At 74.0% G+C, this 12374-nt stretch carries 12 protein-coding genes; 6 read left to right on the forward strand and 6 right to left on the reverse strand.

Annotation, left to right across the window (positions count from 1 at the left end; genetic code table 11):
- Position 1 precedes the first annotated feature (1 nt).
- Positions 2–1135, forward strand: a complete 1134-nt coding sequence (locus H030_RS0119865) for a winged helix DNA-binding domain-containing protein (RefSeq protein ID WP_027007389.1) — start codon at positions 2–4, stop codon at positions 1133–1135.
- Here H030_RS0119865 and H030_RS33760 read toward each other — a convergent pair.
- Positions 1119–2543, reverse strand: a complete 1425-nt coding sequence (locus H030_RS33760) for a cytochrome P450 (RefSeq protein ID WP_035128008.1) — start codon at positions 2541–2543, stop codon at positions 1119–1121. The two genes, H030_RS0119865 and H030_RS33760, sit on opposite strands and share 17 nt — an antisense overlap.
- Before the next feature lie 166 nt (positions 2544–2709).
- On the opposite strand from H030_RS33760, the gene H030_RS0119875 reads away from it, so the two are divergent.
- Genes H030_RS0119875 through H030_RS33770 form a run of 3 tightly spaced genes read left to right on the forward strand, consistent with a single transcriptional unit; the run spans position 2710 to position 5773 of the window.
- Positions 2710–3810 carry a PspC domain-containing protein gene (locus H030_RS0119875; protein ID WP_081690964.1) on the forward strand — a complete coding sequence of 367 codons (1101 nt, stop codon included), beginning with the start codon at positions 2710–2712 and terminating at the stop codon, positions 3808–3810.
- A complete protein-coding gene (locus tag H030_RS37565) occupies positions 3807–5111 on the forward strand; it encodes a sensor histidine kinase (protein ID WP_051223206.1) in 1305 nt (434 codons plus the stop codon). The genes H030_RS0119875 and H030_RS37565 overlap by 4 nt, the downstream gene beginning before the upstream one ends.
- On the forward strand, positions 5108–5773 hold the full coding sequence (locus tag H030_RS33770; protein WP_035128010.1) for a response regulator: 666 nt from the start codon (positions 5108–5110) through the stop codon (positions 5771–5773). Before H030_RS37565 ends, H030_RS33770 begins: the two co-directional genes overlap by 4 nt.
- A 111-nt stretch (positions 5774–5884) precedes the next feature.
- On the opposite strand, the gene H030_RS0119890 is transcribed toward H030_RS33770, so the two are convergent.
- Complete coding sequence (locus H030_RS0119890; protein WP_027007391.1) at positions 5885–6925, reverse strand: ABC transporter substrate-binding protein; 1041 nt, start codon at positions 6923–6925, stop codon at positions 5885–5887.
- A gap of 65 nt (positions 6926–6990) precedes the next feature.
- Between H030_RS0119890 and H030_RS0119895 the strand changes: the two genes are divergently transcribed.
- On the forward strand, positions 6991–8238 hold the full coding sequence (locus H030_RS0119895; protein WP_027007392.1) for a winged helix-turn-helix domain-containing protein: 1248 nt from the start codon (positions 6991–6993) through the stop codon (positions 8236–8238).
- A 78-nt stretch (positions 8239–8316) separates the two neighbouring features.
- A complete protein-coding gene (locus tag H030_RS0119900; RefSeq protein ID WP_027007393.1) occupies positions 8317–9090 on the forward strand; it encodes a hypothetical protein in 774 nt (257 codons plus the stop codon).
- Here the strand turns inward: H030_RS0119900 and H030_RS0119905 are convergent.
- Genes H030_RS0119905 through H030_RS0119920 form a run of 4 tightly spaced genes read right to left on the reverse strand, consistent with a single transcriptional unit; the run spans position 9087 to position 12370 of the window.
- On the reverse strand, positions 9087–9932 hold the full coding sequence (locus H030_RS0119905; protein ID WP_027007394.1) for a TIGR03560 family F420-dependent LLM class oxidoreductase: 846 nt from the start codon (positions 9930–9932) through the stop codon (positions 9087–9089). The genes H030_RS0119900 and H030_RS0119905 overlap by 4 nt on opposite strands.
- 10 nt (positions 9933–9942) lie before the next feature.
- The gene (locus tag H030_RS0119910; RefSeq protein WP_155892162.1) at positions 9943–10692 is read right to left on the reverse strand and encodes a hypothetical protein; all 750 of its coding nucleotides are present in this window, start codon (positions 10690–10692) and stop codon (positions 9943–9945) included.
- A gap of 20 nt (positions 10693–10712) precedes the next feature.
- A complete protein-coding gene (locus H030_RS0119915) occupies positions 10713–11054 on the reverse strand; it encodes a hypothetical protein (RefSeq protein ID WP_027007396.1) in 342 nt (113 codons plus the stop codon).
- Positions 11054–12370 (reverse strand): hypothetical protein, encoded by a 1317-nt coding sequence (locus tag H030_RS0119920; protein ID WP_035128012.1) that lies wholly within the window; start codon positions 12368–12370, stop codon positions 11054–11056. The genes H030_RS0119915 and H030_RS0119920 overlap by 1 nt, the downstream gene beginning before the upstream one ends.
- Positions 12371–12374 lie beyond the last annotated feature (4 nt).

The following is a 12374-nucleotide window of genomic DNA, read 5'->3' on the forward strand; positions in this document are numbered from 1 at the left end:
GATGGCCGACCTCCCGCCGCTCGACACCCTCGCGCTCAACCGCGCGCTGCTCGCCCGGCAGTGGCTGCTGGCGCCGCGGAGGGCGAGCGCGCTGGAGGCCGTCGAGCACCTCGTCGGCCTGCAGGCCCAGGACGCCAGGGCGCCGTACCTCCAGCTGCTGCCGCGCCTGCAGGGCTTCGACCCGCTCGAGCTGTCGGCGCTGCTGGAGTCCCACGCGGCGGTCCGGATCGTCCTGATGCGCGGGACGATCCACCTCGTCTCCGCCCGCGACGCCTACAGGTTGCGCCCGCTCGTCCAGCCGATGATCGCGCGCGCGACCGACAACAACCACGGGGTCGCCGCCGCGGCCGGCGCCGTCGCCCGCGCCGGCCGCGCGCTCGTCGAGGACCGGCCGCGCACGTTCGCCCAGCTCGCCGAGCAGCTCGGCCCGCGGTTCCCCGGCGACGACGCCACCCGCCTCGCGCAGCAGGTCCGGGCGCACGTCCCGCTCGTCCAGGTCCCGCCGCGCGGCCTCTGGCTCCAGGGCGGCGCCGCGGCCCACACGTCGCTGGAGGCGTGGTGCCCGGACGTTTCCGAGCACGACCATCAACTCGACATGGAGGACTTGATCCTCCGCTACCTGAACGCGTTCGGCCCGGCCACCGTCCAGGACGCCCAGAAGTGGTCGGGCCTGACCCGCCTCGCGCCGCACTTCAGGGCGCTGGCCGAGCAGGGCCGTGCGGTCACCGCCACCGACGCGCAGACCGGCAGGCGCACGCTCTACGACCTCCCGGACGCGCCGCGTCCCGACCCGGGCGACAGCGGCCGCGTCGCGCCGATCCTCACCGGTCCGTTCGACAACCTGATCCTCAGCCACGCCGACGGCACCCGCGTCCTGCCCGCCGAGCACCGCCCGAAGGTCATGACCCAGAACGGCCTGTTCGCCGGGCTCGTCCTGATCGACGGCTTCGCCGCCGGCAACTGGCGCATCGAGGCCACCAACAAGCAGCGCGCGACGCTCACGGTCGCGCGCTTCACCACCAAGGCCTACACCAAGCCCGACGAGCGCGCGATCACGCGCGCCGCCGAGCGACTCCTACAGCTTGCTCACCCCGACGCGCGCCAGCACGTCGTGGAGCTCACGCCGCCCGGCTGACGACCTTCACCCGCGCGTTGCGCGACGGGATCATCGTGACGTTGCGGTGGATCGCGGTCTCGGGCTCCGGCCGGTCGGCGACCAGATCCAGGCGCCGCGCCATCGCCTCCATCACGACGCGCTGCTCGGCCATCGCCAGCGCCGCGCCGAGGCAGCGGCGCGTGCCGCCGCCGAACGGGATCCACGTGTACGTGCCGGGCTTCTGGCCCTCCCAGCGCTCCGGCCGGAACGCGAACGGGTCCGGGTAGACGTCCTCGCGGTGGTGGATGAGCAGGATGCTCATCGTCACCGGCGTGTCGGCCGGCACCGCGTAGTCGCCCAGCCGCCACGGCACCTTCACGCGCCGCCCGATGATCGGGATGACCGGCCGCGAGCGCATTGCTTCGGTGATCGTCTGCTCGACGACCTTCTCAGAGAGCGCGGCGTCGCCGCCGCGGGTCGCGTCGCGGAGGCGGTCGTAGGCCGCCGGGGTCCGGACCAGCCGCTCCCACGCCCACGCCAGCGAGTTCGCCGTCGTCTCGTGGCCGGCGAGCACGAGCGTCAGCAGCTCGTCGCGCAGCTCGTGGTCGGTCAGCCCCTCGCCGTCCTCGGTCCGCGCCTGCAGCAGCAGCGACAGGATGTCGCCCCGCTCTTCGACGTCCGCGGCCCTGCGCCGCTGCGCGATCACCGCGTAGGTCGGGCGGTCCAGGAACTCGAGTCCCGCCTTGGTGATCCCGACCGGCTCGTCGGAGCCGATGTTCATCAACTCGCCGAGCTGGGCGATCTTCCATGTCGAGACCTCGACCAGGCCGCGGATCGCGCGGCGCAGCGCCGCCTCGGGCGTGCCGCGCTGCGGCTTGCCCTCGATGCCGAAGATCCCGGACATGATCACGTCGAGCGTGATCGCCTGCATCCGCGGCGCCAGCTCGATCTCCTTGCCGACCGGCCACCTGTCGATCTCGTGTTCGGCGGCGTCGCGGATCATGTCCATGTACTTCTCGATCGCCTCGCCGTGGAACGGCGGCAGCAGCAGCTTGCGCTGGCGCAGGTGGCGCGGGCCGTTGGCGGTCAGCGTCGAGTTCGGGCCGACGATCGGGCGCAGCGGCGACTCGGCCGTCAGCGACGGCGCGAGGTCGGGCTTGGCCTTGAAGAGCGACTGGACGTGGTCCGGGTGCGAGGTGATCACCGGGCCGCCGGGGATGATCCCGCGCATCCGGAAGACCTCGCCGAGGCGGCGGCGCGCGCCGAAGACGAAGTCGATCTGGCGCTGGTTGAAGCGCAGCGTCTGGATCGTCTTCGGCAGGTCGACCATCGGCGGCAGCGGCAGCGAGGCCGCCTCCGCGTCGTCGATCGGCCCGGCGGGCGATGGCGGCGCCGCGCCGATCAGCGGGCGGTCGTCATGGACGGGAGATTCGGGGGCGAGCGTCATGACATGAAGGAGTGTTCCATCGATCCGTGTAACGGTTGTGTGCGGTTGGGCACGCAACTGACCGGCGAGTCAGAAGACGTACCCGGGAACGCCTCCGGGACATCCCGGAGAACGCTCCGGGCAAGTCCGACTACCGGCCGGTGCATCGGCGAGCCACACTGCTGGCATGGAACCGCAGCATCAGCCGCTCGCCCGGGCCACCCGTGGCCGCTGGATCGGAGGCGTGTGCGAGGGCATCGCCCGCGTCCGCCCGATCCCGGTCGCGACGCTGCGCGCGGGCTTCGTGCTGACCACCGCGTTCGCCGGGCTCGGCGCGCTCGTCTACCTCGCCTGCTGGCTGATCATCCCCGCCGAGGGCGAGGCCGGCGCGGCCGCGCGCGGCGCCGGCGGCCGTGTCGCCCCGCGCGGGATCACGTCGGTGATCCTCGGCTGCGCGGCGATCGCGGGCCTCGGCACGCTCGGACTGCTCGCCGCGGGCGCGACGATCTTCGGCTTCGGCTGGATCGTGGCGATCGTCGCCGGCGCGATGTTCCTCGGCGCGCTGGCGTCCTGGACGCGCCTCGGCCCGGCCTGGGCGCTGCTGCCGGTCTCCGCGCTGGTCCTGCCGTCGATCGCGATCGCCGCCTCCGGCGTGCACGTCGCGCCGCAGGCGGGCGACCGGACCTACATGCCGGCACGGTTCTCCGACATCCCTGCCGACGGCTACGAGTCCGGGCTCGGGACGATGGTCGTCGACCTGCGCCACACCGACCTGCCGTGGGGCGAGGACACGCTGAGGATCCGCGGCGGCCTGCGCCGAACGATCGTCGCGCTGCCGCACGACCGCTGCGTCGCGGTCGACATCGACTACCACGTGCGCCCGTTCGCGGCGCGCGCCGCGACCTTCCTGACCGGCGACGCCGATCCCTACCAGGCCGTCACGGTCTTCGGGACGCAGTACTTCGGCCACGCGGGGCACGTCAGCTCGCCCGACCACGGCGTGCACGCCAGGACGACGCTGCACGTCAGGTTCGACTCGTCGGGCGGAAGCCTGATCCTGCGCGACTACGCCGACGCCGTCCAGCCGGACACCAACCCGAGCTGGCCCGGTTTCCCGGGCGGCGTCGAGGTCAAGCCGGACCCGCAGGGCGTCACGAAGAGGGAGCGGGCGCGGGAGATCGCCGCATGGCGCGTGCGCGCGCGCGAAGAGCGCCGCCAGGTCACGCACGTCAGGCGGCTGATCGGCGGGCCATGCGCCGTGCCGAAGGCCAAGGAGCAGCAGCGATGAGCGACACGACGACCCAGATGCCGCGCGTGCCCGCGTCCGGGATGCCCGCGACGCCGCGGCAACCGCAGCAGCCCCGGCCGCCCTGGCAGGACGGCGCCTTCGTGGCGACCGCCGCGGGCGGGCTGGCGATGCTCGCGGGGCTCGTCCTGGTCCTCGAGCACGCGGGCTCGGCTGCTGTCGGGATCACGGTCGCGATCGTCGGCGTCGTCGCCGGCGCGGGCGTCCTGATCCCGCGCGCGCTCGCCGCCGTGCACCGCCAGCCGGCGCTGCTGATGGTCGTCCTCATCGGCCTGGCCGGCGCGGCCTGGCTGGCGCTCGCCGCGCTGCAGCGGACCAGCGGCGTCGCGGGCCTGCTCGAGGGCCGGACGGCGTCGGACTTCGTGCACATGAGGTTCTGGCCGCTGGCGCTGATCGTGCTCGCGGCGACCGGCGGGGTCGTCCTGGTCTCCGACGCGATGCGCGTCCGGATCGGCCTCGCGCAGCGCTCGTCGGGGTGGCGCCAGATCACCGAGAACGGCGCGCCGGCGCGCACGCCCGGCTTCCCGTGGCGCGCGCTGGCCGGCGTCGCGCTGATCGGCTGGGCGGCGTTCGTGGCGATCGGCCTGTTCGGCTTCTCGCTGTCCTCGGACCGCGGGCTGCTCCTCCTCGTCGTGCTACTGGCGATGGCGGCGATCGCCGTGATCGCCGGGACGCCGCTGCTGATCGCCGCGCTGGCCCGCGACGACCAGCGCGACGCGGCCGCCGCGCGTGAGGCCGACCGCCGCCGCTTCGCCGCGCACCTGCACGACAGCGTCTTGCAGACGCTCGCGCTCGTGCAGCGCCAGGCCCACGACCCGCACGCGGTCACGCGGCTGGCGCGCCGCCAGGAGCACGCGCTGCGCGCCTGGATGGCGGGGGAGGCCGAGCTGGCCTCCGAGACTCTTGTTGCAGCACTTCACGATGTTGTAGGAGAAGTCGAGGAGGAGCGCGACGTGGCGATCGAGCTGAGCGCGATCGGCGACCGCCCGCTCGACGCCTCCGGTGAGGCGCTGGCCGCGGCGGCGCGGGAGGCGCTGCGCAACGCCACCCACCACGGCGGCGGCGCGCCCGTGTTCGTGTTCGCCGAGGTCACGCCCGACGGCGCCGCGGTCTTCGTCCGCGACGAGGGCCCGGGCTTCGTGCCCGACGCGGTCCCGACCGAGCGCCGCGGGGTCCGCGACGCGATCGTCGGCCGGATGGCCGCGGCCGGCGGCAGCGCGACGATCGACACGGCGCCCGGCGAGGGCACCGAGGTCGCCCTGCGGATCGGGGTCACGCGGTGACGCGGCGCCGGATCGTCGTCGTCGACGACCACCAGCTGTTCCGGGCGGGGGTCCGGGCCGAGCTCGCCGCGGCGTGCGAGATCGTCGGCGAGGCCGAGACGCCGGCCGAGGCCGTCGCGGTGATCGGCGCGACCGCGCCGGAGGTCGTCCTGCTCGACGTCCACCTGCCCGACGGCGGCGGCGTCGCGGTGCTGGAGGCGCTGGCGCGCGGGGGCGAGGCGCCGCCCGCGGTGCTGGCGCTGTCGGTGTCCGACGCGGCCGAGGACGTCGTCCCGATGATCCGGGCGGGCGCGCTCGGCTACGTGACCAAGACGATCGCGACGACCGACCTGGTCGCGGCGATCGAGCAGGTCGCCCAGGGCGACGCGTACTTCAGCCCGCGCCTGGCGGCGTTCGTCCTGCAGGCGTTCAGCCGCCCGGAGGTCGCCGCCGTGCCCGACGACGACCCGCTGGAGCAGCTGACCCCGCGCGAGCGCGAGGTGCTGCACCACCTCGCGCGCGGCTACGCCTACAAGCGGATCGGCCAGCGGCTCGGGATCGGGCCGCGGACCGTCGAGTCCCACGTCCGCGCGGTGCTGCGCAAGCTGCAGCTCAGCTCCCGCCACGAGGCCGCGCGGTGGGCGGCCTCGCGCGGGCTGATCGGAGAGGACGACGACGAGTGAGCGACGAGCCGCAGTACCGCTGCGACCACTGCCAGACGACGTGGGCGTACCGCGCCGTGCGCTACACCGCACGCTGCCGCGACTGCGGCGCGGGCCTCACCCGCGTGACGGTCACGACACCATCCTCCGCGGCGCCCTGCCCGCCACCGCTGCGGCGAGCTGCGGCGTGAGGTGGTCCAGGACGTAGGGCAGCGACAGCGGCGTCGTGAAGTACATGGCGCCCGACAGCGTCGCGTCGGTGAAGATCGTGTGGTGGCCCTTGACCGCGTTGAGGCCCCGGAACGTCGGGATCTTCAGCAGGTTGCCGACGTCGCCGGGCTTCTCGGTCGCGAAGACCTGGACGTCGGTGTCGATCACGTCGAGGCGCTCGGCCGAGATCGCGGCCTGGATCCCCGGCTTGGCCAACCCCTGCAACTTGGGGTTGATCGTGAAGCCGAGCATGCTGAGGAACTCGGTCCCCAGGCCCGGCGGGTAGGCGTACAGCCTGCCGTCGTAGAACGCGTTCTGGCTGAACGTGACGGACCTGCCCTGGAACTCGGGGTGCTCGGCGGCGGCCTTCGCGAACCGCGACTTGATGTCCTTGACCATCTGGATCCCGCGCGCCTTCTGGCCCAGCGCGGCGGCGACCAGCTCGGTCTGCTGGTCCCAGGGGCAGAAGTAGACCGGCCGGCCCTTGCAGCCGGGAACGGTCGGCGCGATCTGCGAGAGCTTGTCGTAGTCCTTCTGCTTGATGCCGACGTTGGTCCCGACGATGAGGTCCGGGTGGGCCTTGGCGACGCCCTCGAAGTCGATGCCGTCGGCGGCCTTCAGGACCGTCGGCCTGGCGTCGCCGAGCGCCTCGCGCGCCCACGGCCAGGTCGCGTAGGGCTGGTTGCCGTACCAGTCGGTGGTGACGATCGGCTTCTGGCCCAGCGCCAGCACGATGTCCTGCTCGGTGAAGCCGACGATCGCGATCCGCTTGGGCTGGGACCTGATCGTCGTGGCGCCGTAGCGGTGCTGGACGGTGACCGGGAACGTCCCGGCGTTGTTGGCGGTCTTGGTGGCGGCGGCCCCGCTGCCGGACGAGGCGTCGTCGTCGGACGAGCCGCAGCCGGTGGCGACGGCGAGGGCGAGGGCGGCGGTCAGGAGCAGCGTGACGGCGGATCGGTTCATGTCTTAGGGCACCCTAACTGGATGCGGGTCGTCTGCGTCGTGCGCCACCATGTGCGGTCTCCCCGATGACCTCCTCAAGCTCCCCGACTGCCCGGCGCCGCCGGACCTCGCTCTCCGCCGCCGAGGCGCGGCGCATCGCGCTTGCCGCGCAGGGCTTCGCCGAGGCCAGGCCGCTCGATCGCGCGGTCGATGCGCGGGCGCTGCGCTCGCGGGTGGTCGACCGCGTGGGGTTGATCCAGATCGACTCGGTCAACGTGCTGCAGCGTGCGCACTACCTGCCCGCGTTCGCGCGGCTGGGCGGGTATGACATCGACCTGCTCGACAAGTTGTCGCACTACGCGCCGCGGCGGCTGTTCGAGTACTGGGGCCACGAGGCGTCGCTGATCCCGGTCGAGCTGCATCCGCACCTGCGCTGGCGGATGCGCCGCGCGCACGACGACGCGTGGGGCGGGATGCGGCGGATCGCGAAGGACCGGCCGGAGCTGGTCGCCGCGGTGCTGGAGGACCTGCGCGACCGCGGGCCGCTCACGGCCTCTGAGCTCGCGCATCTGGACGAGCCGCGGGGCAGGAAGGGCCCGTGGTGGGACTGGAGCGACGTCAAGCGCGCGCTGGAGTTCCTGTTCTGGAGCGGCGAGATCACGAGCGCGCGGCGGCGCCGGTTCGAGCGGCTGTACGACGTCCCGGAGCGCGTGCTCCCGAGGAGCGTGCTCGACACGCCGACGCCGTCCGACGAGGAGGCGCAGCGCGAGCTGCTCCGCGTCGCCGCGCGGTCGCTGGGCGTGGCGACCGAGAGCGACCTGCGCGACTACTTCCGGCTGCCGGCCGCCGACGCCAGGCCGCGCGTCGCCGAGCTGGTCGAGGCCGGCGAGCTGCTGCCGGTCGCCGTCGAGGGGTGGGGCGAACGGACCGTCGCCTACCTGACGCCCGGCGCGCGGATCCCACGCGCGGTCGACGCCTGCGCGCTGGTCGGCCCGTTCGACTCGCTGATCTGGGAGCGCCCGCGCGTCGAGCGCGTCTTCGGGTTCCGCTACCGGATCGAGATCTACGTGCCCAAGCCGCAGCGCGTGCATGGCTACTACGTGCTGCCGCTCCTGCTCGGGGACCGGTTGGTCGCCCGCGTCGACCTCAAGTCCGACCGCGCTGCGAGCGCGCTGCTCGTCCAGGCCGCCCACGCCGAGCCCGGCGCGCCGCCGCAGACCGCCGAGGCCCTGGCCGAGCGTCTGCGCGCGATGGCGTCCTGGCTCGGCCTGGAGGACGTCACCGTTGTCGGCCCCGGCGACCTCGCGCCCGCCGTCAAGGCCGCGCTGCGCTGAGGTTCGGGCAGCCGCACCCTCGGCGCGGCCAGGGATGTCCCCGATGCCGGGCGGGACGGCGGGCGGCACCGTGGTCTCATGCACCGCGCTCGCCTCCCGCTCCTGACCCTCGCCGCCACGCTCGCCGTCGCGTCGCCCGCCGCCGCAGAGAGGGCGGCGAAGTTCTCCGTGTCCTTCGACGGCACCGCGCACACGACCTGGAACCTGCCCGCCTACCAGCAGGCCCAGGACTGCTACCGGACCTCGATGGTCGACGGCCACGGGGAGGAGACCTGGCACGTCGCCTCGACCGGCCAGAACAAGGTGCTGGCCTTCTCCAACGGCGTCGCGACCCAGTTCCAGTACGGCAGCTGGAAGCTCAACGACCCGCACGACACCGGCGGCCTGAAGGCCAAGGGCCAGGTCACGCGCAGCCGCACGATGAACACCAACTACACCGCCGGTACGTGCGGCGTGACGATGAAGCCGATGGGCGCCGACGACCCGCCGCCCATCCCGCCCGACTGCGGGACGCTGCTGGTCGACTACGACGTGCAGCTCGGCTGGAGCGGCAGCCGCGCGGTCGAGCTGACCCCGGACGTCACGACCGCCGAGCACGGCGTGCGCGAGAAGGTGAGCTTCGCGCAGTGCTCGCTGATCACGCCGCGTCAGACGACCGAGGGCGCGTGGCCGGTGGCGACCGCGCGTCCCACCGCGCAGCGCAGGCCGATCGCGGGCTGGTTCGGCAGGCAGAGGACGATCGTCGCGCACGGCAGGAAGCAGTACGACGACCGCCAGACGTTCGGCGCCGGCGGCGTCTACACGACCACGACGACGATCGAGTGGAAGCTGACGTTCACCCGCGTGCGCTAGGCGCGCAGCGCGGGCACGAGCTCCTCGCCGATCCGGCGGACCGTGGCGAGATCGCGGTGCTCCAGGTGCTGGATGAAGACGCGCGATACCCCGGCGTTCTCATAGGCCTTGAGATGGTCGACGGTCGGCGCCATGTCCGGGCCGATCTCGACCGGGCCCATCATCGAGAACGGGATCGGCTCGCGGCCCGCCGCCGCGCACGCGGCGTCGATCCTCGCCTTGCGCTCGGCGGCCTCGTCGAGCGTCGGCATGACCGTGTTGTACTCGTCGGCCCAGCGGGCGGCCAGCCGCGCCGCGCGCGGGCCGGCGGCGCCGCCCATGATCAGCGGCGGGTGCGGGCGCTGGACCGGCTTGGGGTAGGACGACAACCCGCTCAGCTCGTAGTGCCTGCCCTTGAACGCGTAGTTGTCGTCCTCGCCCCAGTGGCCGTCGTGGATGATCTCCAGCTGCTCCTCGAGCACGTCCATCCGCTCGGCCATCGAGAGGAACGGGAAGCCGTACGCGGTGTGCTCGACCTCCGACCAGCCGGTCCCGAGGCCGAGCTCGATCCGGCCGCCGCTGATGTGGTCGGCGGTCGTCGCGAGCTTGCCGACGATCGAGGGATGGCGGAACGAGGTCGGCGACACCATCGTGCCGAGCCGCAGCGTGGTCGTCGTCGCGGCCAGCGCGCAGATCGTGCCCCACGCGTCCAGCGCGCCGCGCTCGTTGTGGCCGGAGACCGACAGGTAGTGATCGGAGCGGAACAGCGCCTCGATCCCGACGGCCTCGCAGGTCTCGGCCAGCGCGACCCAGTCCTCCCAGGTCACGTCCTCCTGGCCCTCGATCATCAACGCGACGCGCATGAACGTGAGGCTACTTCAACGTGAAGGCCTTGCTCGCGCGCAGGACCGTCCTGCCGCCCTGCGTCAGCGCGGCGCGCGCGGTGAAGCGGCCCTTCGGCAGGCCCTTGGCGCTGCCGAGCGGCAGCTCGACGGTCGCGCCCGGCAGGACCTTGGTCGCCGCGACGCCGACGGTCCGCCCGCCGGAGGCGCCGGTCAGCCGGACGCTGCCGGACACCGGGTCGATCGTGTTGCCGATGTTGGTCACCGGGAGGACGATCCTGCCGCCGCGCACCCGGACGGCGCCCGCGCGCAGGTGCAGCCGCTTGCTCGCCGGGGTGAGACGCAGCGAGCCGATCAGCCGGTAGCCGGTGACGACGCCGCTGCTCGACCGCCTGGTGGCGGCGGTCGGCAGCCCGACGACGTCGACCGCGCCGTACAGCGCGCCGCCGGCCGGCCGGCCCTTCAGCGTGAGGGTCACGCTCTTCCTCGCGCCGGCGGCGAGCGTGAACGAGCGCGCGGACACGCCGACCTTCCCGAGCAACGACTTCGCCCTGTCGGGCGCCACGGCACCCGAGCGGGCCTGCTTCCACGGCCGCGGCGTGACCGTGACCTTCAGCGCGACCGCCGACGAGTTGTCCACCGTGATGCTGCCGACCGTGCCGGGCTTGGCCGCGTGCTCGACGACGGCGGGGGTCAGCGCGAGGCCGCCGGCGCCCAGCGCGGACGGCACGACCGCCAGCGCGGCGACGGCGAGGGACGGGACGAGGATGCGGTTCAACATGAGGTGATTGCCTTGGTCGTTCACGGCGCGGTGGCCACGGTGATGAGGACGGTGGAAGGGCCGGACGCGTCGAGCACGATCGGCACGGGGGCGGCGGAGATCGCATCGGTCCAGGCGCGCAGCGGTGCGGTGAAGACCGTCGGCGCACCGGCCGCGCCGTCCCCGACGCTCAACGTCGCGCCCGGATCGGTCGCGGTGACCCGCGCGGTCAGCGCGAGCGGCCCGGTCTGGTCCAGCTCGAGCCCGAGGTACGACGGCACCGTGCCGCCGACGTCGGTGTCGCTCTGCGCGCGGGCGGCCGGGGCGGCGGCGGTCGCGAGCGCGACCGCCGCCAGCAGCAGCGCGCGGCGCGTGCGCCACATCAGCGCGCCGCCTTCCTGACGAGCAGCTTGATCGAGACGCGCGCGGTGGTGCCGTCGGTTCCGCGGTAGCGGAAGGTCAGCATGCGGGACGAGGGGTAGGCGAGGATCACGGAGATGGTCCCTCCTGGACCGGTGGCGGTGCCGCCCTTGAGCAGCGAGTGGGTGCCGACCTTGTTGATGATGTCGATCAAGAGCCCTGCCTTGGCCGGCTTGCGCTTCCTGTTGACCAGGCAGGTCAGGGTCCCGCCGAAGCGGTAGCGGCCGTTGCGGCGCAGGACGGCGGTGCCGCGGCTGACGCGGAGCGGCCTCTGGCGCAGGAACATCGACAGCTCGGGCCTCGCGCACGCCGCGGCGCCGGCGCCGCCGGTGCCGCTGCCGCTGCCGCCGCCGTCGCCGGTCGACGAGCCGGGGCCGCCTGCGCCCGACACCGGGCTGCCGTTGCCGATCGCGAGCGTCGCGGTGTTCGACGTCAGCACCGGCGCGTTGGCGACCACGACGTCCTGGTCGAGGATCGTCGTCGCCTGCCCGGCGGCGTCGGTGACGACGACCGCCAGCCGGTGCGGGCCGTCCGGGACCGTCGTCGTGTCGACGCTCAGCGCCGCGTCCGGGACCGTCACCGGGCAGGCGGCGGTCACCGGCAGGTCGACGTGGGCGTCGCCCGGCGAGAGGTCCGCGCACGACGCGCCGCCGAGGTCGGTGCTCGCGACCTCCGCGCCGTCCAGCAGCGCGGTCGCCCGCGCCAGCCCGAGCCCGGCGTCGGTCGCCCGGACCGACAACGACAACTTGCCCGCCGCCGGCGAGACGACGCCACCGACCGCACCGCGTGGTGCCGCGTCGTCGACGACGTCGACCTGGACCGACGACACGTCGATCCCGGGCACGGAGCTCGCCGCGCACCGGGCATCCGGCGCCGCTTCGCAGCGCACGCCGAACGCCGCGCCGCCGTCCTCCAGCGTCGTGCCGCCGAAGTCGCCGAACACGCTGCGCGCCAGCCGCACCCCGCTCACCGCCACGCCCGCCGGCACGTCCAGGCGCCAGCGCGCGAACGACCCGCCGCTCGGGTCCGGGCGGGTGAAGGTCGCCCGGACGCCGCCGTCGCCGGGACCGGCGCAGCCGGCGCCGACCTGGCCGATGACGCCGTCGCCGCCGGTCGACGCGACCAGCGGCGGGACGCCGAGCGCCTGCCCGGCCGGGCCGTGGCAGGCCCACAGCGTCACGCTCGCCGCCGGGGCGGAAGTGGGCGCCGCCGCGGCCCAGGCCAGGGCCGCGGCGGTCGTCAGCGGTAGGGCGGCGGTCCGTCGCCGCGTGACCATCATCCGG

It is taken from the genome of Conexibacter woesei Iso977N (genome assembly GCF_000424625.1).
Taxonomy (GTDB): domain Bacteria; phylum Actinomycetota; class Thermoleophilia; order Solirubrobacterales; family Solirubrobacteraceae; genus Baekduia; species Baekduia woesei_A.

Excerpts from the sequence above, each read along its gene's own strand:
- H030_RS0119905 (WP_027007394.1), bottom strand. The coding sequence starts at position 9,932 with ATGCGCGTCGCGTTGATGATCGAGGGCCAGGAGGACGTGACCTGGGAG.
- H030_RS0119920 (WP_035128012.1), bottom strand. The coding sequence starts at position 12,370 with ATGATGGTCACGCGGCGACGGACCGCCGCCCTACCGCTGACGACCGCC.
- H030_RS0119910 (WP_155892162.1), bottom strand. The coding sequence starts at position 10,692 with ATGTTGAACCGCATCCTCGTCCCGTCCCTCGCCGTCGCCGCGCTGGCG.
- H030_RS37565 (WP_051223206.1), top strand. The coding sequence starts at position 3,807 with ATGAGCGACACGACGACCCAGATGCCGCGCGTGCCCGCGTCCGGGATG.
- H030_RS33760 (WP_035128008.1), bottom strand. The coding sequence starts at position 2,543 with ATGACGCTCGCCCCCGAATCTCCCGTCCATGACGACCGCCCGCTGATC.
- H030_RS0119890 (WP_027007391.1), bottom strand. The coding sequence starts at position 6,925 with ATGAACCGATCCGCCGTCACGCTGCTCCTGACCGCCGCCCTCGCCCTC.
- H030_RS0119900 (WP_027007393.1), top strand. The coding sequence starts at position 8,317 with ATGCACCGCGCTCGCCTCCCGCTCCTGACCCTCGCCGCCACGCTCGCC.
- H030_RS0119875 (WP_081690964.1), top strand. The coding sequence starts at position 2,710 with ATGGAACCGCAGCATCAGCCGCTCGCCCGGGCCACCCGTGGCCGCTGG.
- H030_RS0119865 (WP_027007389.1), top strand. The coding sequence starts at position 2 with ATGGCCGACCTCCCGCCGCTCGACACCCTCGCGCTCAACCGCGCGCTG.
- H030_RS0119915 (WP_027007396.1), bottom strand. The coding sequence starts at position 11,054 with ATGTGGCGCACGCGCCGCGCGCTGCTGCTGGCGGCGGTCGCGCTCGCG.
- H030_RS0119895 (WP_027007392.1), top strand. The coding sequence starts at position 6,991 with ATGACCTCCTCAAGCTCCCCGACTGCCCGGCGCCGCCGGACCTCGCTC.